The sequence below is a fragment of the Thalassovita sp. genome (assembly GCF_034670005.1).
Taxonomy (GTDB): Bacteria; Pseudomonadota; Alphaproteobacteria; order Rhodobacterales; family Rhodobacteraceae; genus Thalassobius.
The window spans coordinates 215,090-240,260 of sequence record NZ_JAXMOH010000003.1 but is presented as its reverse complement, the minus strand read 5'-3'; the positions used below and the strand labels follow the sequence as shown (position 1 = coordinate 240,260).

Here is a 25,171-nt window from a genome sequence, read left to right as displayed (position 1 = left end):
CCGTCCCCTCAATGCGCCAGCAACTTGTCCATTGCGCCGGGCTTGTCATGTTCGCCCAGCTTGTCCACGATGGTGCTAGACGCTTCATTCATCCCGATGATTTCCACCTCGGCACCGTCCCTGCGGAACTTGAGCACAGCCATGTCCAAGGCCGCAACCGAAGAAATATCCCAAATATGGGCGCGGCTGACGTCAATCACGACCTTTTCCAGCGCCTCGTGGAAATCGAACGCCTTCATGAAATCCTCCGACGAGGCGAAAAACAGTTGCCCCTCGACGATATACCGGCGCTCACGACCATCCGCCGACAGCTCGGATCGTACCGCGAAAAGCTGCGCGATCTTCCACGCAAAGAAGATACCCGACAGCAAAACGCCGACCAGAACCCCGATCGCCAGGTTATGGGTGAAGACCACGAAGACCACCGTCGCCACCATCACGATGCTCGACGACGTGGGGTGTTCGCGCAGGGATTTGATCGAGGACCAGCTAAAGGTCCCAACCGACACCATGATCATGATCGCCACCAGCGCCGCCATCGGAATACGCGCCACCAAATCGCCCAGGAACACCACGAGGATCAAAAGAACCACCCCCGCGATGAAGGTCGACAGCCGACCGCGCCCACCCGATTTCACGTTAATCATCGACTGGCCGATCATCGCGCAGCCAGCCATGCCACCAATGAAACCGGTGCAGAAATTCGCGACGCCCTGACCGATGCATTCCTGGTTCTTGTTCGAAGTGGTATCGGTCAGTTCATCGACCAGGTTCTGGGTCATCAGGCTTTCCAGCAGCCCCACCGCCGCGACCGCCGCCGAATAGGGCAGAATGATCATTAGCGTTTCCAGATTCAGCGGAATGTCGGGCAACAGGAAAATCGGCAGCGTATCGGGCAATTCGCCCATATCGCCCACCGTCCGCAGATCGAGGCCAAGGCCCAGCGACACGATGGTCAGGATCACGATACAGACCAGCGGTGACGGGATCGCCTTGGTCAGCAGCGGGAACATATAGATGATGGCCAATCCGGCGGCGACCATCACATAGGTCAGGGGCGGTACATCAATCAGTTCGGGCAATTGCGCCATGAAAATCAGGATCGCCAGAGCGTTGACGAACCCGGTCATCACCGAGCGCGATACGAACCGCATCACGTAGCCCAGCCGCAGCAATCCCGCACCCACCTGCAACACCCCCGCAAGGATCGTGGCCGCCAGCAGATATTGCAGCCCGTGATCCTTCACCAGTGTCACCATCAACACCGCCGTGGCCGCCGTGGCCGCCGAAATCATCCCCGGCCGTCCGCCGACGATCGCGGTGATCACCGCGATGGAAAAAGAGGCATAAAGTCCGACCTTGGGGTCGACACCCGCGATAATCGAAAAGGCGATGGCTTCGGGGATCAGCGCCAGCGCCACGACCAGTCCAGACAGCAAGTCGGCCCGGATATTTCCGAACCATTCACGTTTGTAGGAAGAAAGGGACATCATCGGCAATCAGGCCTCCGTTCCCGGTCGTCCCTATCAGGGCGCCGGTGGGTCAGTATCTTTCGGATCGACAGTTCGGGGCCATAGCGGCCCGTTCACGCATACGCGGCGCTTATACGCGTTCACCGTCGTACTGCAACCTGATCAGACTGTTTCATCCGGTGGCATCGCAGTGAATCCTCTTTGTTGGGCACAACCATGATGCTACCAAAAAGGGTACGGAAAGAATTATCAGCTATACTGGGTGGAATCATGCGCCTTTTCCTCGCGATCATTGCCTTTGCCGTACTCGGGTCTCAAGCGATCGGATCGGAAGATGCCAAATCGCGTTGCGCGGCTTTGAAAATCGATAAGACACGCCTCGCGTGTTACGATGCCTTGTTTCGTGCAACCGATACGTCATCCGAACAGAAACCAGATGTTTCCCAAACACTTCCAAACGTCGATCATTGGGCTGTTTCAACGAAACAGTCCCCGATTAACGATGCAAGGAATGTGATCCTGTCCACCGACGCCAAAGAACCTACCTTGGGTCGTTTTGGTAATCTGACACGGGCAACCTTGCTGATTGCATGCAGGGAAAACACGACAAGCCTTTGGATTCACTTCGGCGGCCATTTTATGTCTGACTACCAACACGGAACCGTAACCTACCGCATCGACACGGCCCCAGCGAAAAAGAAACGGTTTCGGGAATCTAACAACCATGAGGCTCTCGGACTGTGGGATGGCCGCAGTTCGATACCGGTCATCAAGTCGCTATTTGACCATCAGAAGCTTTTTGTCAGGGCGACGCCGCACTCGGAAAGCGCAATCGACGTAGAATTCAATCTGACCGGGCTTGCGGATGTCATAAAGCCACTGCGCGAGGAATGTCACTGGTGATGCAAACGGCCACCCTTGCTCCTAACAAAACGTCATTACACGTTCGCTCCGGTGATCGAGACAAATTGAACCGCCGATGTCCCATTTCGTGTTATCCTTGGTCTTGGCCGACGTCGTTTCGACCGCGACTTCCTCCGCCGAAGACGTGGTCCAAAACAGCCTGATCGCGCCGGCCTGCCTTGGAAAAAGGGAGGACATAATATGGTCAAAACTATTGGAAACCCGCTCAGTTGGGGGGCAGCGACGCTCTCTGATGCGGGACATGCACTCGAAACGGTGGCCGTCAGCATCGGCAGCCATGACACCGAACTGCCAGAAATCCGGCCGCTGACATTGGCCGATATCCGCATGGCGCTGCGCAAGGGCGTCGACGATTTCGCCCATTTCCGCAGCGACGTGATGGTCATGGTGCTGATCTATCCCGCTATCGGCATCCTGCTGGCCTTCATCGCATTTCAGCAAAACATGCTGCACTTGCTGTTTCCGATGGCTGCAGGATTTGCGTTGATCGGACCGTTCGTCGCCATCGGGCTTTACGAACTCAGCCGCCGCCGCGAGCTGGGCGAAACCGCCGGCTGGTCGCAGGCGCTTTCAGTGTTGCGTCCCGCTGTCGCCGGGCCGGTGTTTTCGCTCGGGCTCTATCTCATCGCACTTTACGCGATCTGGCTCGTTGCGGCAGCCTGGATTTATCGGATTACGCTCGGCCCCGATTTGCCGGGAACGTTGCGCGACCTCGCCACGGCAGTTCTGACCACGCCCGAAGGCTATGCGATGATGACCCTCGGTCTTGCCGTCGGTCTGGTCTTTGCACTTCTGGCGCTGATCACCGGACTGATTTCATTCCCGATGCTGATCGACCGCCGGGTCGGGCTGCCCGTGGCAGTGGCGACATCTTTCCGTCTCGCTTGGCAAAACCCGCGCGTGGTCGGCTTCTGGGGGCTCACAGTCGCGGCGATCCTCATTGTCGCCTCGATCCCGGTCTTTCTCGGGCTGATCCTGGCGCTGCCGATCCTCGGTCACGCCACCTGGCATCTCTATCGTTCCGCAATCCGGTTCAGGGACTGACCGCTTGCTGGTTTCATCTTGACCCAAAATACCCCGGGGGAGTCGCCGCACGCGGCGACGGGCGCGCCGCGCCCTTGCCCCCGCTTAGGCCGAATAGGTCGGATGGAACCTGCCCGCCGGCGACAGGGTGAAAATGTCGTAGCCATCCGCAGTGACACCGATGGAATGTTCGAACTGTGCGCTCAACGACTTGTCGCGGGTCACTGCGGTCCAATCATCGGCCAGAATCTTGGTCTCCGGCCGACCCAGATTCACCATCGGTTCGATGGTGAAGAACATACCTTCTTCCAGCACCGGGCCGGTGCCCGGACGACCGTAATGCAGTACGTTGGGCGGAGCATGGAACACCCGGCCAAGCCCGTGACCGCAGAAATCCCGCACCACGCTCATCCGATGCCCTTCGACGTAGGCCTGGATCGCGTGTCCGATATCGCCGAACGTGTTGCCGGGGCGGACCATCTCGATCCCCTTGAACAGCGCGTCATGGGTCACCTGGATCAGCCGCTCGGCCTTACGGTTCAGTTTACCGGCGACATACATCCGGCTGGTATCGCCGAACCAACCGTCGACGATCACCGTGACGTCGATGTTCAGGATATCGCCATCCTTCAGTTTCTTGTCGCCGGGAATGCCATGACAGACCACGTGGTTGATGCTGATGCAACTGGCATGCTTGTAGCCTTTATAGCCGATCGTGGCCGATTTCGCACCCGCGGCATTCACCTTGTCTTCGATGATCCGGTCGATTTCGGCGGTGGTCTGGCCGGGGAACACATGCTCGATCATCTCGTCCAGAATCTGTGCAGCCAAGGCCCCTGCCTTGTGCATGCCAGCGAAATCGCCGGGTTCATGGATGCGAATGCCATCGCGCGTAATTCGTCCCTGATGCGTCTCGTTCACCGGGTCCACCTTCTTGCCAAGATTCAAAATCATGCTCTCTATTTAGGACAGATATCTGGCAAGGACCAGTGCGGGAATGGTCCCATATCCGGGTTCGGCACCGCCATCAGGTTATGAAAGGCAGCGGCCTGCCCAGTTCAATCTCTTGCGGCGAAATACGGCAATCGAAAGCCATCACTTCGACCCCGGCGGCGCGTGCCCGGACCAATCCCGCCGCATAGGCCGGGTCAATGTCGCCGGCGATACCCACCCGTTCACAATCGGTTCGCTGAACAAGATAGAGCATGACCGCGCGATCCCCACCTGCCGCCACGCGCGCCAACTCGTCCAGATGTTTTAGTCCTCTTGCGGTGACGCTGTCGGGAAATTCGGCCAACCCCGGCTGACGGCACAGCGTCACCGATTTCACCTCAACAAAGGCGCGGGCCGCGCCATCGGACAGCAGAAAATCGATGCGGCTGTTTTCACCGTATTTCACCTCGGGGCGCAGCTGCGGGTATTGCAGCCCGGGCACCTCGCCCGCCATCAGCGCGGCTTTCAGCGCGCGGTTCGGCACTGATGTATCGACACCGGTGAAATGGCCACCGCCATGTTCGACCAGCCGCCAGCCATATTTCAGCTTCTTCTTGGGATCGTCATTGGGTTCCAACCAAATCCGCATCCCCGGTTCTGCCAATCCCATCATTGATCCGGGATTGGCGCAATGGGCGGTGATTTCATGACCATCCGCAAGCCGGGCATCGGCAAGAAACCGTTTGTAGCGGCGGATCAGCACTGCGGGCACAAGAGGGGTTTGAAAGCGCATGTCCCGCGCCTATACCGGGACTGACGCTTTCGCAAGGAGAGGGGCGATGACCAACCCAACTGCCGCAATGCTGGTAATCGGCGATGAAATTCTGTCCGGCCGCACCCGAGACAGCAACATGCATCACCTTGCCAGTGAGCTGACTAAACACGGCATCACCTTGGCAGAGGCACGCTTTGTTCCCGATGACACCGACGCGATTGTAATGGCGGTTCGGGCGCTGTCACAGGCTTATGACCATGTCTTTACCTCGGGCGGAATCGGACCGACCCATGACGATATAACAGCAGATTGCATCGCGGCTGCCTTTGACGCTCAGATCGACGTACGCGCCGATGCCCGCGCCCTGCTGGAGGCGCATTATGCCCGTACCGGGACCGAGTTGAACGACGCCCGGCTGCGCATGGCACGCATCCCCGAAGGGGCCTCCCTGATCGACAACCCAATTTCCATCGCCCCCGGTTTCACCTTGGAAAACGTCCATGTCATGGCCGGTGTCCCCACTATTTTCGAAGCTATGGTTGCCAGCATCCTGCCCACCCTGACCGGTGGTGCGCCGCTGCTGTCGCAGAGCCTGCGTGTGGAACGTGGAGAAGGCGAGATCGCCGCACCGTTGGGCCAGTTGGCCAAGGCTTTTCCCGACCTGTCTTTCGGATCTTACCCGTTCACCCATAACGGCGTGTTCGGGACCAATATCGTGGTCCGGGGTCAGGACGGCGCCAAGGTCGATGCAGCGATGGCAGAACTGGCGCGGATGGTACAGCAATGACAACGGATATGGACAAGTTTTACGATGTGATCGATGCCACCTGGCCCGCCGCCACAACTCGTGAACTCGGCCCCTGGCTGATCCGCGAAGGTCAGGGCGGCGGCCAAAGGGTATCTGCCGCCACCGCGAAACGACCGGTCACCGCAGATGACATCCCGCTGGCCGAGGCGGCAATGCAGGAACTGGGACAGCCCCGGCTGTTCCAGATTCGTCAAGGTCAGGACGATTTGGATATGATGCTGGACGAACGCGGCTATGCCGTGGTCGATCCAGTGAATTTCTGGATCGCGCCGGTGGATGACATCGCCACCGAATTTCCGCCGCCGGTGACGGCCTTTTCGGTCTGGGATCCGTTGGCGATTCAAATCGACATCTGGGCAAAGGGCGGGATCGGGCCGGGACGGATCGCGGTGATGTACCGCGCCGCAGACCCCAAGACATCGCTGCTGGGCCGCCTGAACGACAGCCCCGCTGGCACCGCCTTTGTCGCCATCCATGACGGCATAGCCATGCTGCACGCGCTGGAAATCCTGCCGCACCAGCGTAAACAGGGCATGGCGCGCTGGTTTATGCGACTGGCGGCGTTCTGGGCCCGCGATAATGGCGCCAGTCAAATTTCCGTGGTCTGTACACAAGAAAACGATGCCGCGAATGCATTATATCAAAGCTTGGGCATGTCCCGTTGCGGACAATACCATTACCGAAAACATCAGGAGGACCTGTCATGAGCGACAAAACCGCGATCACCGCACTGAACCTGCAGCCCGTCGATCCGCTGCCCGAGGCAACGCAGAAATATTTCAATATCTGCGAGGAAAAGCTGGGATTGGTGCCCAATGTTCTGGCCGCTCATGCGTTCGACATCGATAAGCTGAACGCCTTCTCGGGGCTTTATAACAACGTGATGCTGGCCAAAAGCGGACTCAGCAAGCTGGAACGCGAAATGATTGCGGTGGCAGTGTCTTCGGAAAACAAATGTTTCTATTGCCTGACCGCACATGGCGCAGCGGTGCGGGAATTGTCCGGCGATCCCAAGTTGGGAGAAGCGCTGGTGATGAACTACCGGGTCGCCGACCTGTCACCGCGGCAGAAGGCAATGCTGGATTTTGCGGTGCTGCTGACCAATGCGCCCGCCACGATCGAAGAACATCACCGTCAGGCACTGCGCGATGTCGGGTTCAACGATCACGACATTTTCGACATCGCCAATACGACCGGATTCTACAACATGTCGAACCGGGTCGCCGCTGCGATCGATATGCGTCCCAATGACGAATATCACGCCAGCCATCGTTGATGCGCGCCGGGCCTGTTATAGCGCTGGCTTTCGGCCTGTCCCTCGCGGGACCGGCCGTGGCATTGGATCTGATACTGCCTGGCTCTGCCGATCTGCTGGCGAATGAAAATGTCGCTCTGGACAGTTACGCCTTGCCGCTTGGCCCCTATGCGGACGGCGCTCTTTGGACAGATCCGATAGAAGGTCACGTCACCAGACAAAGCTGGCGCATCGCGGCACAGGGAATGACATCGCTTCAACTTCTGGCACCGCTGCGCGAACAGTTGCAGCAGGCCGGGTATGAGGTGCTTTTCGAATGCGACACGCTGGATTGCGGCGGCTTCGATTTCCGATTCGAGACCGAAGTTTTGCCGGCACCGCTCATGCATGTCGATCTGGGTGATTTCCGGTTCCTGTCGGCACAGAAAGAACCTGGCGACTATCTTGGCTTACTGGTTAGCCGCAGTGCCAATGCAGGTTTCATACAGTTGATCCGCGTGGTGCAACCGGGCGAAAACCCCGATGCCGCGCTGAATGTCAAGGTTGCAGAGGTCAGCGCAGACAACGTTGCGCTGCCGTCTGACATTGTCGGATTGCTTGTGACCCAGGGCCATGTGGTTCTGAACGATCTGTCTTTCGAAACGGGATCGTCCTCACTGGGGGATGGCAACTATGCCTCGCTCGAGGCGCTATCTGCCTTTCTGTCTGCGGATCCGACTCGTCGCATCGCGCTGGTCGGCCATACCGATGCGGTTGGCGATTTGAACCGCAATATCGCTTTATCGAAAAAACGCGCTGCCTCGGTGCTGGAACGGCTGGTCAGCGACTATGGAGCGGTACGCGGACAGCTCAGCGCCGAAGGCATGGGCTATCTCGCCCCCATTGCGCCGAACCAGACGCCCGAAGGCCGCGACACCAATCGCCGGGTCGAAGCGGTGCTGCTGAATACCGACTAGCCATGCGCCGCCAGCATACCGGCCCCAGTTTCAGCCCTCGCCGCGCACCAGGATCGCCCGGAAATCGTTGACATTCGTCCCCGTCGGCCCGGGTTCGAACAGACCACCAACCGCAGCAAAAGCGCTATAGGCATCGTTGTCGGCCAGCGCCCCGGCCGGATCGACCCCGGCGCCCCGCATCGCCCGCGCGGTGCCGCCATTGGCGAAGGCGCCTGCATTGTCCTCGGATCCGTCGATCCCATCGGTATCGGCGGCCAGCGCAGCCACCCCCGCCACCCCGTCGATTTCCAACGCCAGCGACAGCAGAAATTCGCTGTTGCGCCCGCCCTTGCCCTGGCCCCGCAGAGTCACCGTGGTTTCGCCGCCCGACAGAAGGACGACGGGCGACGCAAAGGGCCGCCCCTTCGCCGCCACTTCCCGGGCGATGGCGGCATGAACCTTGGCCACTTCGCGTGCCTCGCCCTCGATCGCATCCGACAGGATCGCCGCCGGGATGCCTTCAGCGCGGGCCAGCTCCGCTGCCGCCTCCAAAGACTTGGCCGCGGAGGCGACGACATGCACCTCGTTGCGGGCGAAACGGGGATCGTCGGGGCTTAGGGCGTCCTCGGGCGCGGTATTCAGGAATTCGCGCAGCCGCTGCGGCAGTTCGATACCGTAATCGCGGATCGCCGCCAGCGCCTCGGCCCGGCCAACATGATCCGGCACGGTCGGCCCGCTGGCCACCTGCGCCGGATCGTCCCCGGGCACGTCCGACACGATCAAAGACACCACCCGCGCCGGATAGGCCGCCGCCGCCAGCCGCCCGCCCTTGATCCGGCTGACCTGCTTGCGGATGGCGTTCATCGCCCCGATCGGCGCGCCGCTGGCCAGCAACGCCTTGTTCAGCGCCACCTCGTCGTCAAACGTCAGCCCCTCGGCGGGCCCGGCCAGCAGGGCGGATCCACCACCGCAGACCAGCGCCACGACCAGATCGTCCTCGCCCAATCCCTGAACCGCCGCGAAAAGCGCTTGGGAAGCGGCAAGCCCCGCCGCGTCCGGCACCGGATGGGCAGCTTCCAGAACATTCACATGCCGGGTAGCGCAGGAATAGCCGTAACGCGTCACCACCACCCCTTCGACCGGATCGCCCCACAACTCCTCGAACGCAGCGGCGAGCTGCGCAGCCCCCTTGCCAGCGCCGATCACAACCACGCGGCCCTTGGGCCGTTCCGGCAGATGCGCGCGCAGCGCCTCTTTCGGGTCCGCCGCCCGGATCGCCGCGCCGAACATCCGTGTCAGGAAGGTCCGCTCATCCATTCCAATCTCCCTCTTTGCGAGCCAGCCTAGGCAGCGGGTCCGGGAATGAAAAGCGCCCCGGTTTCTTCTTGGCTCAAATACTCCCGCCGGAGGCGCAGCTTTCCACAGGCGCTCCGCTTCTGGACTTAAAGGAGCCCGCCAACTGGCGCTATCCAATCCCCCCGCTTCGCGTGTGAAATAGATCCAAAGGCGCCAGGACGAATCCGCCCGCGCCCCCTCATGACAAATGGAGTTCCCGATCATGGACGGCAAATTCGAAAACGACATTCAGGCGGTGGTGGATGCCGACCGCGCCCATGTCTGGCACCACCTTGTGCAGCACAAACCTTTTGAAAACGGTGAACCGCGCGTCATCGTTGAAGGCAAGGGGCTGAAGGTCTGGGATCAGAAGGGCAGGGAATATCTCGACGCCGTCTCCGGCGCGGTCTGGACCGTGAATGTCGGCTATGGCCGCGAAAGCATCGCCAACGCGGTGCGCGACCAGTTGATCAAGATGAACTATTTCGCGGGTTCCGCCGGCACAATTCCCGGCGCGCAGTTTTCGGAAAAGCTGATCGAAAAGATGCCAGGCATGAGCCGTGTTTACTACTGCAACTCAGGGTCCGAGGCGAACGAGAAGGCGTTCAAGATGGTGCGCCAGATCGCGCACAAGAAATACGGCGGCGAGAAGCACAAGATCCTCTATCGCGACCGCGATTACCACGGCGGCACACTGGCTGCGATGTCGGCGGGCGGGCAGGACGAACGCAACATGCAATACGGCCCCTTCGCGCCGGGTTTCGTGCGCGTCCCCCATTGTATGGAATATCGCAAGGAAGAACTGGGCCTCGGTCACCTGTCGGGCCGCGAGTTCGGCATTGCAGCCGCCAATCTGATCGAGGACGTGATCCTGCGCGAAGGCCCCGAAACCGTCGGCGCGCTGTGCCTGGAACCGGTGACGGCGGGCGGCGGCGTGATCACCCCGCCGGAGGGATACTGGGAACGGGTGCAGGAGATTTGCAGCAAATACGATGTGCTGCTGCATATCGACGAAGTTGTCTGCGGCATCGGCCGCACGGGCACTGAATGGTTCGGCTATCAGCATTACGGGATCAAGCCCGACTTCGTGACCATGGCGAAAGGCGTCGCCTCGGGCTATGCCGCGATCGCCTGCTGCGTGACCTCCGAAGCGGTGTTCGACCTGTTCAAATCCGACCCTTCGGACAAGATGGACCATTTCCGCGACATCTCAACCTTCGGCGGCTGCACCGGGGGTCCGGCGGCGGCGCTGGAAAACATGCGCATCATCGAGGATGAGGGCCTGCTGGAAAACTGCACCAAGATGGGCGAACGCTTCATGAGCAATCTGAAAGCGCTGATGGAAAAGCACGCGGTAATCGGCGACGTGCGCGGCAAGGGGCTGTTTCTGGGGGCCGAGCTGGTCAAGGACCGCGAGACCAAAGAACCGGTCGCGGAAGCGGATGTCGGCGCCGTGGTTGCCGAATGCGGCAATCTGGGCGTGATCATCGGCGCGTCGAACCGGTCGATTCCGGAGCGCAACAACGTGCTGTGCTTCTCGCCCGCGCTGATCGTGACCGCACAGGAGGTCGACGCGATCACCGACGCGGTGGACAAGGCGCTGACCAAGGTGTTCGGCTAAGAGAAAGCGTGAGGGGCGCTGTCCCAATGCTTTGAAAAAGAAGAGCGGTCCGTCGCGTGTCGGTCCGCCCTTTTTTTGTTCGGGTCGATTGAAAAGCGGCGTCTCTGTGGGCTTTTCCCTTGAGACGATTGCCCCCTCATGGTTCTTTCCGCCCGGGCATAACCCAATCCGGGATGCCGGTTGACCAAATTGAGGAACCATATGAAACGCTTGAGCCTTCTTTCCCCCGCATTGATCGCGACACCTGCCCTGGCCCATCTCGACCCGTCAGAACATGGATCGGTGGCCGCCGGCCTGTCGCATCCGCTGTTCGGACTGGATCATATCCTGGCCATGGTCGTTGTCGGCCTGTGGGCGGCACAAATCGGCGGGCGCGCCATCTGGGCGGTTCCAGCAAGCTTTGTTTCGGCGATGATTTGCGGTTTTGCAATGTCGCTGGCCGGCTTACCGCTGCCTATGGTGGAACCGATGATCCTAGCGTCTTCCGTGGCGCTTGGGCTGCTGGTCACGATGGCGGTCCGGCCCGACCCGCGGACTGCTGCGGTGGTCGTTGGCCTGTTCGCCGTGTTCCACGGCCATGCCCACGGGGCGGAGTTGGGTCACGCTGAGGCGGCGACCTTCGGGATCGGCTTTGCCGCCGCGACGGCGGGACTTCACGGGATTGGTGCCGGGATCGGCCTGCTGCTGAAAAGACAGGAAAAGGTACTGCGCGTCGTGGGTGGCGCTACCGCCTTGGCTGGGCTGATGGTCGCGTTCGGCTGACCTTGGAATATTTCAGACGGGGACGCAGTAAAGCCTCCCCGTCCAATCATCAAACGAGTTGAAACAGAATCCCGGCAATGATCGCGCCACTGATGCCAAGACCCAGATAGGCGGCGAAGACCCGCAGCTTCACCAGCGACCAAACCGCCGCCATTGCCGGGATCGAGCTGACCGCGCCAGCGATCATAAAGGCCATGGCGGCCCCCGTGCTCATCCCCTGGTCCATTAGCCCGGCCAGAAGCGGTGGGGCCACGTAGGAATTCAGGTAAGCAGGCATCCCGACCAGCGCCGCAATGGCGATCGGAAGCACACCTTCACCGCCCACGGCCTGCGCAATCAGATCGGCGGGAACGTAGCGCACCAGCAAGGCTTCCAATACATAGGCCAGAGCCAGCCATTTCAGCAGGAACAAGCCGTTGGACAGGAATTGTTCCCGGAAGGCCGCCCGGCGTGGGTCTTCCTGCCAGAACCGCCAATGCGGTTTTCCGTCCAGCTTCGGGCCGCTGCATGAACAGCATCCGGAAGTTTTGCGCGGCTTCAAAGGGTCGGCAAACACCCCATGTCCGATCAACCCTTTGACAACGAAACCGCCAAACAGCCCCAAGGCGATGGCGAATACCGCCTTGCCAATAGCGAAAGACCAGCCCAAAGCCCCGGCGGTAATCAACAGGGTCGGCGGATCGATCAATGGTGAACTGAGCCAGAACGCCATCACAGCAGAAAGCGGCGCCCCAAGAGCCAGCAGACCGGCAACAAACGGGATGACTTCGCAGGAACAAAATGGCGCCAAGCCGCCGAACAGGGCCGCCAGCAGGATCATCCGCACTTCGCGCCCCTGAAAAGCGCTGGCGACCATGACCTCGGCCCCGGTGGCCTTGAGATAGGACAGCAGCAGCACTGCGAAGAGGATATATTGTCCGGTATGGGCCAGTGCCCGCGCGGCGAAGATGATGGTCGGCGTCAGATTTCCGGGATCGAGAAGTGCAACAGCGCCAAGCAAAACAACGATCACCGCCCAAGGCGTTTGCAGATAACCGGTCAGCTGTTTCCAATTCCGGCCGGGGATCTGTGTAAGGTCAGCCATTATTCGCCGCCTCTCTGTCCATATCAGCGCAGCATTCGCACAGGATGAATTGCGCGAGATCTCTCAATTCATCGAACCGGGCACGGTTGAAGGTACTACGGCCGATCTTTTGTTGTTCGACCAGCCCACCAGCAGCGAGAAATTTCAGATGATGCGCCAGAGTCGAAGGCGCGATACCGGTGCGTTGCTGTATTTCACCGACAGTCAGGCCGGGTTCGCCCGCCCGGACCAGTATGTTGAGCACTTGTAATCGCGCCTCCGATCCCATGGCGGAAAATCCGTTGGCCGCTTCTTCCCAGTTCATTGGCTTGCCTCCAATTGATTCGATATAACTAGTTTTATAGTTTTTTTGGACAGCAGGTCAAGCGACAAGGAGAAACACACGCTTCGCAATACCAGCAGGCCAGATTTCAGCCCGGCCGACTCATGGTCGGCAAGGCAGGAAATGGCCCTTACCCTTTCATCAGCTTCGATTCCGCCAGTTTCACCAGCGCCGTCAGGGTCTTGTTGATCGGAGTCGGCACCCCCAGTTCGCAGCCCTTGCGCACGATTTCACCGTTCAGGAAATCGATCTCGGTCATCCGACCGCGCCGCAGGTCCTGCGCAGTCGAGGAATATTGCCCTGGCATCGCCTTCGCGATTCCCCGGATGTTGTCGAGCAACCCACCCGGCAGCATGACGCCTGCCGCCTCGGCCACTGCACGGCATTCGGCGACGTTGTCTTCCAGCAGTTCCGGAATGCCGTCCTGCACGACCAGCGGGCCATAGGGCATGTCGGCCACGGCCGACAGGGCGTTGTACGCACAGTTCAGGATCAGCTTCACCCATTGCGCCGCCACGATATCGGGCGACACCAGGGTTTCCACCCCGGCACCGTTCAGAATCTCGGCCGCTGCATCGCTGCCCGGCCCGCCGATGGCCAGGTCGCCGCGCCCTTCATGGCGTACCACGCCCGGCCCCGCCATCGCGGACGCGACATAGACCACCGTGGGGATCACCGCATGGCCGGTCACCGCCTGCAACCGTTCGGGATTGCTGACACCGTTTTGCAGGCTCAACAGCAGCGTATCGTCCGACAAGTACGGCGCTATCTGCCGGCCCGCCTCCTCGGTATCGCTGGATTTCACGCAAAACAGGACCATCCCGGCCCCGGCCATGGCGGCGGGATCCCCGCTTGCCTCAACCGCGATCTCGTGGCTTTCGCCACCCATTTCCAGGATCAGCCCGTTGGTTTGCACCGCCTGCACCAGCGCCGGGCGGCCGATCAGCACCACCTCGTGCCCGGCCCGCGCCAGCATCGCTCCGTAATAACACCCGACCGCACCGGCCCCCATCACTGCGATTTTCATAGTCATTCCTTCCAACGTACGTGCGGCGCACCCTGCCGCAAGTTCGCGCCGCTGTCACCCGCCCCCATAAGGCCAGTTTACCCCCAAGTTAAGACCAGATAATGTTTGCCAATGGCCATTCCCGTCGAAACATTCTTCCTTGATCCGAAGCATCAGGGAACGTTGCAAGCGCAGATTTTGCAAATGATCTCGGCAGGCATCCTGTCGGGCCGGTTCCGGCGCGAGGAAAAGCTACCTTCGACCCGCAAACTGGCGCAGCATCTGGGCGTCAGCCGGATCACCGTCACGTTGGCCTATACAGAGCTTGTGGCCAATGACTACCTGAGCTCTCGTGGGCGATCAGGCTATTTCGTATCGGAAACGGCACCCGAACCAATGCCGGAACCACCAGAGAAGACCGAAGGCGATCCGGTCGATTGGTCAAGGGCGATCGGTCAGCATTTCACTAGCAATTTCGCGCTTGAACGACCGTTGGATTGGTCGAAATACCGTTATCCCTTCATCTATGGGCAAACCGATCCGACGCTGTTCGATCACGCGCATTGGCGTCTTTGTGCGCTGCGCGCGCTTGGCCAGAAAGACTTCGGTGCCATGACGGCGGACTATTACGATCAGGACGACCCGCAACTGATCGAATTCATCCTGCGCCACAGCCTGCCACGCCGGGGCATTCATGCCCGGCCTTCCGAGGTTTTGCTGACGCTGGGAGCACAGAACGCGCTTTGGTTAACCGCACAGGTGCTGCTTACCCAGTCACGCCTGGCCGTGATTGAAAACCCATGCTATCCGGCACTGCGAGACATTCTGATCCAATCGCGTTGCCGTCTGGCTCCGGTTGATGTGGATCAGGACGGTTTGCAACCGGATGCGATCCCCGACGGCAGCGATGTGATCTTTACCACGCCGTCCCATCATTGTCCGACCTCTGCGACCATGCCGGTGGCGCGCCGCCGCCGCTTGCTGCAACGTGCACGCGACATGGGGGCGTTGATTGTCGAAGATGATTACGAATTCGAAATGTCGTTTCTGTCACCCGCTTCACCTGCGTTGAAATCGCTCGATGCGGACGGCCGGGTGATCTATGTCGGCAGTTTTTCCAAGTCGCTGTTTCCAGGGCTTAGGCTAGGTTATCTTGTGGGGTCCGAACCCTTCATCCGCGAAGCCCGGGCATTACGCGCCAGCGTGCTACGCCATCCGCCGGGACATATTCAACGCACCGCCGCCTATTTCCTCAGCCTTGGCCATTACGACGCCCAGATCAGGCGCATGAGCAAGGTTCTGGCTGAACGTCGGGCAGTGATGGAACAAGCGGTGCGCGAGTACGGGCTGGAAATCGCCGGAGCCCGTTCTTTTGGCGGATCGTCGTTGTGGATGCGCGCGCCGGACGGCACTGACATGGGACAGGTTTCGGCGCAACTGATGCAGAAAGGCGTGCTGTTCGAAGCGGGCGAACGGTTCTTTAACGGCTCCACCCCACCTAAGAATTACTTCCGGCTGGCCTATTCCTCGATCCCGGCGGAACGTATCCCCGAGGGGATCAGGTTGATTGCCGAGGCATTGTGATGACTGCGGCGAAACCCGCACCAAAGCATTAACCGTTCAGCTGACGAACCTGATATCCAGGCATGCCCCCTGCCCCAAAGATATTCGTTTGCGCCGCCGTACAGCACAGCCCCACATAAGAAAGCAATGCTGTACTATGCTTTGCTCTAAAGGAGCGCATTAATCTGAGACCGGCCTTGGTTCACTTCTTCGACCGCCAACTGCCCAGCCAGCGACCGATCCTGCCCCGCCTATCCGCGACAGCGTCCGAAGCTGCATCATAACTGTCTTCCAGCTCTTCCAGCATCGGGTCGATCCGGTTGCGGCGGAACCGCCGCCAGCGCACCCAGATCGCCCAGATCAGCGCAAAGAACAGCGTCAGAATGATGATGTTGAGCCATGGAATGATCGTCGCATCGGGGCCCGCAACCGGCTTCAACGCCACCGCGTTGGGGAAGATCGACAGATATTCATTGCGCCAGCCATAATGAGTGATCGAATACCATTCCGGTTGAGCTTTGGTGGATTTGGCATCATTCGCTTCGGTATAGAGATTGGCGGTGTCGAACTTGAAATAGGGCGGCCAGTGCCAACCGGTATCTTCATTGCGATACACCCGGGCCTTGCCTTCGGGCGTGACCGCCTGAATGAACTGCACATCGCGATTTTCCAGTGTTTGCGACTGATCGTCCGGCGTGGACCAGAATCTCCGGGTCCAGTCGCTGAGATCCTGTCGTTCTTCATAGGTGTTCACGATCCGCACGATATCGTGCTGCGGTAACGTGTAATGAAAGAACGCCGCCACGATCAGCCAGATCGTGCCCCAGAATGCCCATTTGAAATAGACCATTGCAGCGGCCTCCTTAATTAATATTCACAAGATAGATGATCAGAAGCACCAGTAACGCCGGCACGATATAGACCAGCAGGATCAGTTTGCGCCGGAACGAATGCGAATAGTCTTCCAGACCTTCTTCGACGAACTCTTCCTTGTCGCCCTGACGGACCTCTTCTTCCCATTCTTTTTTCAGCTTGGCCTTCCGGACCGAACGGGACCAGAGCGACACCCCTGTGTAGATAAGGGTCAGAATGACAAATCCAATAATCAGAAACCGCGCAAGTCCAAACATATTCGCCTCCTATCTGCCCCAGGGGCCTTTGACACCGCCCGGTTTACGCCGGATTGCCCCCCACGGACCCACCCTGTCTATCAGATCCCGCTCTGGTTCCGCCATTGCATCATCATGCCCGAACAAGGCCGCCCGCGTCCCGGCTTTGTCCACCTGATATTCCCGGTAAAGGAAATCCGCCACATAGGATTTCTTAGCCTCGCTCCAGCCTTGATAGGCCCGATAGAACGCTTCCTTGTGACAGATGAACAATTGCCGCACATCCTTGGGCGCCAGTTCCGCCAGCATCATGTTGACCAGATCGCGGTCGGCATGATCGGCGGCGCGCAGAGTGTAGAAATAAGCCGGGTGATCGGAACTGATCCGGGGCCACGGCCCTTCGTCTTCGGCCCATTGCAACAGGGCCTGAAGCCCGTGAAATTCCTCGGGCAAATCCCCGGCATGGGCGCGGGCCAGCGCACGGATATCGCGGCGGCTGGCCCCGGTCAGGTCGATGCCGGTTTCCTGCGCCGCATCGACGATGATGAAATCCAGCTTCTGGCGCAGGATCGCCCCGGCGTCGATGCCACGCGCCTTGACGATCGGTTCAACCAAATCGTTGTATTCAAGAAACTTGGCGATCTGGTTGCGGTCGCTGAAATCGAATGTGTATTTGATCGGCAGTTTGCCAAGCTCTGATTTATCCCCGGCACAGATCGCAGCCGGATGATCCATCCCGCGAAAAATATACAGCCCACCGAAATGCGCGGTCCAGAAATTGTCCTGCCCGAATTCCATCTGTTTCAGCCGCACCGGATTGCGGGTCACATCGCCGGTTTTCTTGGCCAGCGTCACCATTTCCGCGATCAACACATCGTCGAACCACGCGTCATCTTCGGCCATGAAGCGGTCGATCTTCTGGCCCAGCTCTTCGGCATCGCGGACGGTGCCGGCGGTGGTGTCGGCCTCGATCTTGATTTTGCGGATATTGAACAGCGCCTTGGGATCGCTGACGGCATAAACGGAATTGAGCAGTTCCCCCGCCACCGCATCCTTGGCGGTCAGCGCGAAAAGCTGTGCTTCGTTTTCCTCAATGAACTGGCGCAGGATCGACCGGGACATGGAGAATTTGACGTTCAGCAGCGGCGCGGTTTTCTGCGCCGTGCTCAGCAGGATAAACTGCCGGTTGACGCCGTTGGGGTTCAGATAGAGGGGGTCGTTGAGCTCATCGCCCACCTCCGGGGAATATCCGGAAATGTCGATATGAAAATCGCTGAGGTCCGTGCGCTTGCCGGTCAGATGGGCAAGCGCGCGGTTATAGCGCTCCACCAGGGCGGGGCTGCTGACATGGATCAGGTTGCCGAACATCAGGCCACGGGTGATGAGGCGTTTCATGATCGACCTCCGTCCGAGCATTGTACGTAGCTACGCGCCCGGCACGAGGGTGGGTGCGGAACGCGCCCGCCCTGGGGGGCGGGACGGGCGCGTAGCGGCTTCGCCGCATTCCTTATGGAAACGGCTACACGACTTCGCCCAACACTTACTCTTGATGAGAGTTTCATCCCCTAAATCCCCGACTGTCGCATAGCGCAAACTCGAAAAGCCCGGCTTCCAACATCGATTTGTCTACGCCATTCCCGAAGACCTGCCAGGTTTACATCAAGCCTCTTACCCGAGTGCTTGGTCGGCTTTCCATGCGCAATACAATTTCGCGCCGAATTAAGTGTCACCAGAGTCTTGAGAAAATCTTCTTTTGTTGGGTCTCTCAGCGAGAGATTTTCGAATACGTCATCGCACCCCAACCTGCGAAATAAACGCACGATATTATCCGGATTCGGATTTCCCCAATTTCTCCAAGTCTCTCTATAGTTTTTCAAATTTTTTCCGCTGAGCATTTTTCCAAACGCTTTTTCAGAGCACTCTAAAAACACGTCTTCGACAAATGCTTGAAACGACGCTGATAGAAGCACGATCCCGGCTTGCACTATAGCTTTGCCATCACGCTCCCAATCTGGAACCGCTTCTGTCATTTTCTGTTCAAACAAGTGAAAACGAATCCGAGCTTCGATCAGGTCATCAACATTGGCGAGGTTTATTTGACAATTTCTCACCCCTTCCCCTCCAAATACCTTTTCTTCGCTTCCTCCTGCCGTTCGAACTCCCGCACCATCGTCTCGATGGCGACCTCGTCCGATTTGTCGGCATAGCGGAATTCGCTATCGGCGTAGCGGTTGATTTCCTGCAACACCATGTCGGGGGTGATCGGCACCCGCAGCGCCGCGATCATGTCCTTTTTGCGCTCATAGCTTTGGAACAGGAACAGATCGGGCTTTTCCATCCATTCATCCGGCAGTTCGAAATCCATCGCGCGGACCTTCACCGCGTCGGTGATGTTCTTGATCGCCCTGCCGGTGAATCGCTCGTCCGCTTCCTGAATGGCCTTCAAATAGGTCCCCATCTTGGCGATCGTGTCCAATTCGCCGATCCGGTCATGTACCCGGTCGAACACGTTCAACAGCCCTGCCTCGTGGGGTTTCGAGTGCGACTCGAACGACTTGGCGACGGCGGTCTTGATTTCCTGCGCGGCGTAAAGGTCGTGATCGCCCAACGGGATATCATGATTCTTACCCATCAACAGATGCAGGATGTCGATGTAATCATCCCGCGTTTGCGGCCCATCGACCAGAAACCGCGCCCCGGCCCGCTGCCGCAAAGCATCGTCGACGTTTTCGGGGTAATTGGAAAACATCCCGAAGGTGCAATTGCCGCGCACCACCGTGTTGGCCCCGGCAAAGCTTTCCATCAGCACGGCGGTGATTTCCAATTGCCCGGCGCTCGACTGCCTGTCGCCGCGCTTGCCCGCCAACTGATCGATATCGTCGATGGTACCAAAACCGATGACATTCGGATCAATGATGTTGTTGATAAAGGCCTTGGCGTTCTGACCCGACTTGCCCTGATAGCTGTCGATATTTTCGGTGCTCAGGTTCTGAAACCGGAACGGATATTCAACCACCTGACAATACTCATGGATCAGCCCGGCCATCATCTGAATCAACGTGGTCTTACCTGTCCCCGGTTTGCCGTCGCCCATGAACGTGAAAATGAACCCGCCCAGTTCCGCGAACGGATTGAGGCGGCGGTCGAAATCATAGGCCATCAGCATTTTCGAGAGCCGCAAAGCCTGATATTTGGCGATGTGATTGCCCACCACCTGATGCGGTTTCTTGAACTGCATGGTCAGGGTCGATCCACGTGCCTTGCGCGCAGGGGTGAAGCCCTGAATGGTGAAGTCGTCGGCTTCTACCTTCCAGCTGGTCTGACCAAAGGTCTGTAATCGTCCGATGCCCTCGACCCGCAGCACCACCTTTTCCATCACCTGTTCGGCAAAGGCCGAAACAGTGGCCACCAGCGTTGCGTCATCCTTGGCAAAATTGGCCAGTTCCTGATCCAATTCCCAAAGTGCACCATGCAAGGCAAGCTGCGCATTATCGGTCAGGATCTCTTCGACATTGCCCAGCTCAACCGTTGCTTCGCTCAGATGTGGCATCAGCAAAAACGCGGTTGCATTGGCAAAGACATGCAAACAGACCAATGCCTCTGCCGCCAGAAGTTCAGAAAAATCGTTCTTGCGATCCGGTGGCAGCGCCCCTTGCAGATTGGCGCGCTTCAACCCGTCCAGACCGGTCTGCTCCGAGTAGGCCGCTCCGATGGCCAAGGCAATGGCCAGCGCCCGGCGCAAGCTGTTCATCACATTGGCCTGCACCGGAGAAATCAGCGGGTCCGTCCCATCCGACGCTTCGATCCGCTGCAACAGCTTCACGCCTTCAGGCCGCGCAGTCGAGCGTGTCACCATCCCCGGCGTGGTCGATCTGAACCGGCGATGCCCGACAACCCCCGAAGACCGCCCCGGCGCGCCCGCAGCATCCTTGCCCTTGGCGATACGCGGGGTATGATCGATGCCTTCGAGCATCGCCACGGCAGCACCATAATGGGCGCGAATGTCGTCCTCGCGCAGCTCCATCTGATCGCTTGTCTGGCTCATACACTCACCCTCATATTCATCTTGGCTCAAATACTCCCGCCGGAGGCACGGAAAATTTCAGATTTTCCGGCAAATTCTGCCTCAGAATTTGCCCGCAGACCCTAGCGGTAACTCAAAACCCGGCCTGCCGGGCTGACCACAAATTTTCGTATATTGGCGAATCCCGGCGGGGCCTTTTCCGCCAGAACCTGATAGGGACGTTCAGGCAGAATGATGCTACGCTCGACCCGCGTCGTGCCGGTATCCGCGCCGCGTCCGCCGAACGGGTCCAGCGCGAAAACCTCGCGCTCCACCGTGGAAAACCATCCCGACTTTTCTTCCTGCACCCGCTCGCTTTCCAGCTCCTCCACCGTCCAGGCCAGCGCCCAGTCCTGCCCTTCGGGGCTTTCCGCCTCGGCCAGAACCTCCCGCAAGGGCCCGGATTGCCGGGTGAAGGCATGGGAATACATCGGCCCCAAATGCAGTCGGCGAAACCGTTTCGGATGCAGGTCGTCGAAACGCTCATCGAAGCCCTTGGCGATGGTCACCATCTTCAGCCCGCCCAGAGCCTGCCCCATCAGATGCGCCTGCACCTCGGGCCAGCGCGCTTCGTCCTTAGGCAGCCCGTGGCGGCCGGTATCTTCCAGCTCCATCAGGTAGATGACCGGCAGGTTGACCTGACTGTCATAGACGGCCCAGTGCAGCAGGTAGCGGCGGCGCTCATCCCCGCCCAGCCAGACCGCGCGCGGGTCATTGCGGGCCCAGAACAGGTGCCCCTTGACCAGTTCTTCGTAGTAAAGCCGCTGGCTCAGTGCGAATTGCAGCCGGGTCGGGATGTCCCGCTCGCCCACGATCTTGCCCACCATCTGCCGCTTCAGCGCCTCGACCGAGGGCATGTTTTCCAGATGGCGTTCGGCCTGCATCGCGTCGTTGGCCATGACCAGAAGTTCATTGAACACAGGGAAACCGCTGTCGACCGTGTCGATGGAAAGCGATCCGAAGAACTGCCCGGTATCGCGCCCGGCCAGCAGGTATTTCATGCTGAGCGCGCGGAAGGTGAAACCGATCTCGGCCATGTAGCGGGTGAGGATCCTGACCTCCTCCGCGCCCAGATCGCCCTCGGCCTGCATCTGCGCCGCGATGCTGCCCATATGCGCGGTGATGACCTCGAATTTGCGGAAATAGCGGCGGCTGGCGAAGGTGTCTCGCAAAGCCGCATGGTCTTGCGTGAGATCCACCTTTTTAGGCTTCATGTGCGCCGCGTCGAGCCTCGGGAGAGATTTATCATCCGTCATTGTTTACCTGTCCCTGCCGGACGGCGCGGAGGCAGACCGCCACCTCACGCCCCGTAAAGGTTCTTGTCGTGCTTCTCGACAATCGCCTGGAACCGGCGGGCGAAACGTTCGTCGGCCTTGGCCTTGGCTTCCAGCACCTCGCGGGCGAACACCATGTGTTCCTCGTGCTTTTCCATCATGTCGGCCATGCGCTGATTGGTGGCGGTACCGATCGCGGCCATGGCGGCCTGCGCCTCCTTGTCGGTCTGCACGCCGATTTCGTTGATCCTGTGCGCCACGTCCTGTTGCTGCGCCGTTTTCAGCGATTTCGACAAAGCGTCGTACAGCACCACACGCTGTTTCGTATCCGTTTGCAGTTTGTTGATCAGGACCATCTGAGTCGCGGCCTGATTTTGCAGGCTGTCGACCCAAGTCTTGCCCTTCTCGATATAGCGTTCCAGCGTCTGGCTTTTGGCCAGCTTCACCTGTTCGGCCTGTACCAATTCGTTATAGGCCCTGTTCAGATCGGCCAGTTCCGTTTCCAGCTTGGTACGCTCGGCGGCATCCTGGGTCACCGAAATCTTGTTTTCCAACTCGATGATCTTGGGGTCCATCGCCACGATCCGAGCGCGGGTATCTTCCAGTTCGCCGACGGTAAACTCTCGTTCATCCAACGTTTCGGTCAGGTTGGTTTCAACTCTCGACTTCTGCTCGTTCAGCGTCGCCAACTGGGCTTCCAATAATTTGGTAATGATGTCGGACTTGGCAATCAGGTCCTGCAATTTGTCATCGATATTGGCAGTGCGCATCCGTTCCTGCCGCAACGATTCCGACTTCGCCTTGGAAAACACGCCGACGAAGCTTTCCCAGCCCGTCTTGGTCCGCATTTCGTCAAAATCCTTGGAAAAGGCGGCGGTGACGTCGTCCAGCCCCATGATTAGCTCAGCGATATTGGCGTTCATTACATCGGTATGGGCGTGCACATCTTCCAGCGTGGCGTTTTCGATATCGATCATTGCCTCGTCGCCCGACGCGATCTTGTCGCGCGCGGTTTCGATACGCGATGTCAATTCGGCAATCTTGGCCTGCGCCTCAGCCACCTGCTTTTGGGATTCCATCACTTGTGCATCGAAATTCGCCATCGTATTCCCTTCTTTTCAAAAACTTAGCAAATATATGGGAAGGGCAATCTCAGATTTTACCCCCCTGGAACCGGGTTCCCGGAAACTGTGGCAAACTCACCCGCAAAAAGAAAGCGGCAAGGCGTCCTTGCTTGGCGTCTGATCTTGACGCTAAATGCCACCGAGTAATTTGATCAAATTAGGGATACCCACCATGCTCCACTTCCCGGTCACCGCCGAAGGCCCCGGCGAAACTGAACGCCCCGACGCTGAGAAGCTGATCTCGGGCGATCCGGAATTCACCACCTGGAACCTGGAAGAAAGCGACGGGCTCTATTGCGGAATCTGGAAAGCGACGCCCGGCAAGTGGCGCGTCAGCTATGACGAATGGGAATATTTCCGCATTCTCAGCGGCGTGTCGGTGCTGACCGATGCCGAGGGGCAGGAAATCCGACTGGAAGCGGGCGACGCGCATGTGATCCGGCCCGGATTCAGCGGCACCTGGGAGGTGATAGAAACCACCACCAAGGACTACGTGATCCGCCTGTAAGCGAGCGCTTTTGGCCGCTTAGGAGACAGGAAGGGGCAATACGCCCCTTCCTATGGTGGATCAGCCCACCACGTTGAAATCCGGCCCGTAGGGATAGCCGGTGATGTTTTCGTTGCCGTCCTCGGTGATCACCAGGATATCGTGTTCGCGATAGCCACCTGCGCCGGGCTGATCGGCGGCGATGGTCAGCATAGGTTCCATCGAAATCACCATGCCGGGTTCCAGCACCGTATCGATGTCTTCGCGCAGTTCCAGCCCCGCCTCGCGACCGTAGTAATGCGACAAGACGCCGAAGCTGTGGCCATAGCCGAAGGTGCGGTATTGCAACAGGTCGCGGTCTTCGAAGAAGGCATTGATCTTCTCGGTCACCTCGGCACAGCTCACGCCGGGTTTCAGCAGGCTCATCCCGTATTCATGGGCGGCAACGTTGTCCTGCCAGATTTTCCGACTGTCCGGGTCCACCTCAGCGACAAACATGGTCCGTTCCAGAGCGGTGTAATAGCCGCTGATCATCGGAAAAGTGTTCAGGCTCAGGATATCGCCGCGCTGCAACGCGCGGCTTGTCACCGGATTATGCGCCCCGTCGGTGTTCAGCCCCGACTGGAACCAAACCCAGGTGTCGCGATATTCGGCATCGGGGAAGCTTTTGGCGATCTCCCCCTCCATCGCGTCGCGCCCGGCCATGGCGACATCAATTTCGCGCACACCTTCGCGCACCGCGTCGCGGATCGCATAGCCGCCAACATCGGCCACCCGCGCGCATTCGCGGATCAGCGCGATTTCGGCAGGGCTCTTGTGCATACGCTGATGCATGGTCTGGGCCGACAGATCCACCAACCGCGATGGGGTGAGGAACGTCTCCAATTTGTTCTTTTGCACCATGGTCAAATGATCGGCTTCAAAACCGATCACGCGGCCCGGCCCGGTGACCGACAGGATCGCCCGCCAATAATTGTCGCGCTGCCAATCGGTATAGGTGATGTTGTCGCCGTGACACCGCCGCCAGGGTTGACCGGCGTCGATCCCGGCGCTGATCGTCACATCGTCGCTGGCGGTCACGACCAAGCCGTAAGGCCGCCCGAATGCACAATACAGAAAGCCGCTGTAATAGGCGATGTTATGCATCGAACTCAGCACAACTGCATCGACCCCTGTCTCGGCCATGATCTGGCGCAGCCCAGCAAGGCGCTCGTCGTATTCTGTCGCAACGAAAGGCAACTTGGCCTTTTCGCCATTGTGAAAACGGTAAAATTCTGGACGGGATGTCATTTCGAC

Annotated in this window: 25 protein-coding genes; 10 read left to right on the top strand and 15 right to left on the bottom strand. The window is 59.2% G+C overall.

The window, feature by feature from the left end; genetic code table 11:
• Positions 1–8 precede the first annotated feature (8 nt).
• Positions 9–1,493, bottom strand: a complete 1,485-nt coding sequence (locus tag VOI23_RS08645) for a SulP family inorganic anion transporter (RefSeq protein ID WP_323784513.1) — start codon at positions 1,491–1,493, stop codon at positions 9–11.
• A gap of 249 nt (positions 1,494–1,742) precedes the next feature.
• Between VOI23_RS08645 and VOI23_RS08640 the strand changes: the two genes are divergently transcribed.
• Together VOI23_RS08640 and VOI23_RS08635 are read left to right on the top strand one after the other, a co-directional pair.
• Positions 1,743–2,375 (top strand): type VI secretion system-associated protein TagO, encoded by a 633-nt coding sequence (locus VOI23_RS08640; RefSeq protein ID WP_323784159.1) that lies wholly within the window; start codon positions 1,743–1,745, stop codon positions 2,373–2,375.
• A gap of 201 nt (positions 2,376–2,576) precedes the next feature.
• On the top strand, positions 2,577–3,440 hold the full coding sequence (locus tag VOI23_RS08635; protein WP_323784157.1) for a DUF2189 domain-containing protein: 864 nt from the start codon (positions 2,577–2,579) through the stop codon (positions 3,438–3,440).
• 84 nt (positions 3,441–3,524) lie between these two features.
• Here VOI23_RS08635 and map read toward each other — a convergent pair whose 3' ends face one another.
• Together map and sfsA are read right to left on the bottom strand one after the other, a co-directional pair.
• The gene (gene map, locus VOI23_RS08630; protein ID WP_323784155.1) at positions 3,525–4,373 is read right to left on the bottom strand and encodes a type I methionyl aminopeptidase; all 849 of its coding nucleotides are present in this window, start codon (positions 4,371–4,373) and stop codon (positions 3,525–3,527) included.
• 73 nt (positions 4,374–4,446) lie between these two features.
• Positions 4,447–5,145, bottom strand: a complete 699-nt coding sequence (gene sfsA / locus VOI23_RS08625) for a DNA/RNA nuclease SfsA (RefSeq protein WP_323784153.1) — start codon at positions 5,143–5,145, stop codon at positions 4,447–4,449.
• A gap of 46 nt (positions 5,146–5,191) precedes the next feature.
• On the opposite strand from sfsA, the gene VOI23_RS08620 reads away from it, so the two are divergent.
• Genes VOI23_RS08620 through VOI23_RS08605 form a run of 4 tightly spaced genes read left to right on the top strand, consistent with a single transcriptional unit; the run spans position 5,192 to position 8,146 of the window.
• Positions 5,192–5,914, top strand: coding sequence for a competence/damage-inducible protein A (locus VOI23_RS08620; protein ID WP_323784151.1), 723 nt, complete (start codon positions 5,192–5,194; stop codon positions 5,912–5,914).
• Positions 5,911–6,642, top strand: coding sequence for a GNAT family N-acetyltransferase (locus VOI23_RS08615; protein WP_323784149.1), 732 nt, complete (start codon positions 5,911–5,913; stop codon positions 6,640–6,642). Before VOI23_RS08620 ends, VOI23_RS08615 begins: the two co-directional genes overlap by 4 nt.
• Positions 6,639–7,211 (top strand): peroxidase-related enzyme, encoded by a 573-nt coding sequence (locus tag VOI23_RS08610; protein WP_323784146.1) that lies wholly within the window; start codon positions 6,639–6,641, stop codon positions 7,209–7,211. The genes VOI23_RS08615 and VOI23_RS08610 overlap by 4 nt, the downstream gene beginning before the upstream one ends.
• A gap of 56 nt (positions 7,212–7,267) precedes the next feature.
• Positions 7,268–8,146, top strand: coding sequence for an OmpA family protein (locus VOI23_RS08605; protein WP_323784144.1), 879 nt, complete (start codon positions 7,268–7,270; stop codon positions 8,144–8,146).
• 30 nt (positions 8,147–8,176) lie between these two features.
• Here the strand turns inward: VOI23_RS08605 and VOI23_RS08600 are convergent, their stop codons facing one another.
• Entirely contained in the window at positions 8,177–9,442 is a 1,266-nt protein-coding gene (locus VOI23_RS08600; protein ID WP_416376517.1) for a glycerate kinase type-2 family protein, read from the bottom strand.
• 241 nt (positions 9,443–9,683) lie between these two features.
• On the opposite strand from VOI23_RS08600, the gene VOI23_RS08595 reads away from it, so the two are divergent.
• Positions 9,684–11,081 carry an aspartate aminotransferase family protein gene (locus VOI23_RS08595; RefSeq protein ID WP_323784142.1) on the top strand — a complete coding sequence of 466 codons (1,398 nt, stop codon included), beginning with the start codon at positions 9,684–9,686 and terminating at the stop codon, positions 11,079–11,081.
• A gap of 201 nt (positions 11,082–11,282) precedes the next feature.
• Entirely contained in the window at positions 11,283–11,843 is a 561-nt protein-coding gene (locus tag VOI23_RS08590) for a HupE/UreJ family protein (protein WP_323784140.1), read from the top strand.
• 49 nt (positions 11,844–11,892) lie between these two features.
• Here the strand turns inward: VOI23_RS08590 and VOI23_RS08585 are convergent, their stop codons facing one another.
• The 3 genes from VOI23_RS08585 to VOI23_RS08575 form a co-directional block, all read right to left on the bottom strand.
• Positions 11,893–12,927: a permease gene (locus VOI23_RS08585; protein WP_323784138.1), complete on the bottom strand. Its 1,035-nt coding sequence runs from the start codon at positions 12,925–12,927 to the stop codon at positions 11,893–11,895.
• The gene (locus VOI23_RS08580) at positions 12,920–13,231 is read right to left on the bottom strand and encodes a helix-turn-helix transcriptional regulator (protein WP_323784136.1); all 312 of its coding nucleotides are present in this window, start codon (positions 13,229–13,231) and stop codon (positions 12,920–12,922) included. The genes VOI23_RS08585 and VOI23_RS08580 overlap by 8 nt, the downstream gene beginning before the upstream one ends.
• Positions 13,232–13,379: 148 nt before the next feature.
• Positions 13,380–14,276: a ketopantoate reductase family protein gene (locus tag VOI23_RS08575; RefSeq protein ID WP_323784134.1), complete on the bottom strand. Its 897-nt coding sequence runs from the start codon at positions 14,274–14,276 to the stop codon at positions 13,380–13,382.
• Positions 14,277–14,387: 111 nt separating this feature from the next.
• On the opposite strand from VOI23_RS08575, the gene VOI23_RS08570 reads away from it, so the two are divergent.
• Positions 14,388–15,839, top strand: coding sequence for a PLP-dependent aminotransferase family protein (locus tag VOI23_RS08570; protein WP_323784132.1), 1,452 nt, complete (start codon positions 14,388–14,390; stop codon positions 15,837–15,839).
• Positions 15,840–16,020: 181 nt separating this feature from the next.
• Here VOI23_RS08570 and VOI23_RS08565 read toward each other — a convergent pair whose 3' ends face one another.
• From VOI23_RS08565 to VOI23_RS08535, 7 genes are all read right to left on the bottom strand, one after another.
• Positions 16,021–16,668: a DUF1523 family protein gene (locus VOI23_RS08565; RefSeq protein WP_323784131.1), complete on the bottom strand. Its 648-nt coding sequence runs from the start codon at positions 16,666–16,668 to the stop codon at positions 16,021–16,023.
• 13 nt (positions 16,669–16,681) lie between these two features.
• Positions 16,682–16,948 (bottom strand): hypothetical protein, encoded by a 267-nt coding sequence (locus VOI23_RS08560; RefSeq protein WP_323784129.1) that lies wholly within the window; start codon positions 16,946–16,948, stop codon positions 16,682–16,684.
• Between the two features lie 9 nt (positions 16,949–16,957).
• Positions 16,958–18,322: a DUF6638 family protein gene (locus VOI23_RS08555; protein ID WP_323784127.1), complete on the bottom strand. Its 1,365-nt coding sequence runs from the start codon at positions 18,320–18,322 to the stop codon at positions 16,958–16,960.
• A 170-nt stretch (positions 18,323–18,492) separates the two neighbouring features.
• A complete protein-coding gene (locus VOI23_RS08550; protein WP_323784125.1) occupies positions 18,493–19,038 on the bottom strand; it encodes a HEPN domain-containing protein in 546 nt (181 codons plus the stop codon).
• A complete protein-coding gene (locus VOI23_RS08545) occupies positions 19,035–20,972 on the bottom strand; it encodes an ATP-binding protein (RefSeq protein ID WP_323784123.1) in 1,938 nt (645 codons plus the stop codon). The genes VOI23_RS08550 and VOI23_RS08545 overlap by 4 nt, the downstream gene beginning before the upstream one ends.
• A gap of 101 nt (positions 20,973–21,073) precedes the next feature.
• Entirely contained in the window at positions 21,074–22,204 is a 1,131-nt protein-coding gene (locus VOI23_RS08540) for a hypothetical protein (RefSeq protein WP_323784121.1), read from the bottom strand.
• A gap of 86 nt (positions 22,205–22,290) precedes the next feature.
• A complete protein-coding gene (locus tag VOI23_RS08535) occupies positions 22,291–23,367 on the bottom strand; it encodes a hypothetical protein (protein WP_323784119.1) in 1,077 nt (358 codons plus the stop codon).
• A 193-nt stretch (positions 23,368–23,560) separates the two neighbouring features.
• Between VOI23_RS08535 and VOI23_RS08530 the strand changes: the two genes are divergently transcribed.
• Positions 23,561–23,896 (top strand): cupin domain-containing protein, encoded by a 336-nt coding sequence (locus VOI23_RS08530; protein ID WP_323784117.1) that lies wholly within the window; start codon positions 23,561–23,563, stop codon positions 23,894–23,896.
• A gap of 60 nt (positions 23,897–23,956) precedes the next feature.
• Here VOI23_RS08530 and VOI23_RS08525 read toward each other — a convergent pair whose 3' ends face one another.
• Complete coding sequence (locus VOI23_RS08525; RefSeq protein WP_323784115.1) at positions 23,957–25,165, bottom strand: aminopeptidase P family protein; 1,209 nt, start codon at positions 25,163–25,165, stop codon at positions 23,957–23,959.
• Positions 25,166–25,171: the final 6 nt, after the last annotated feature.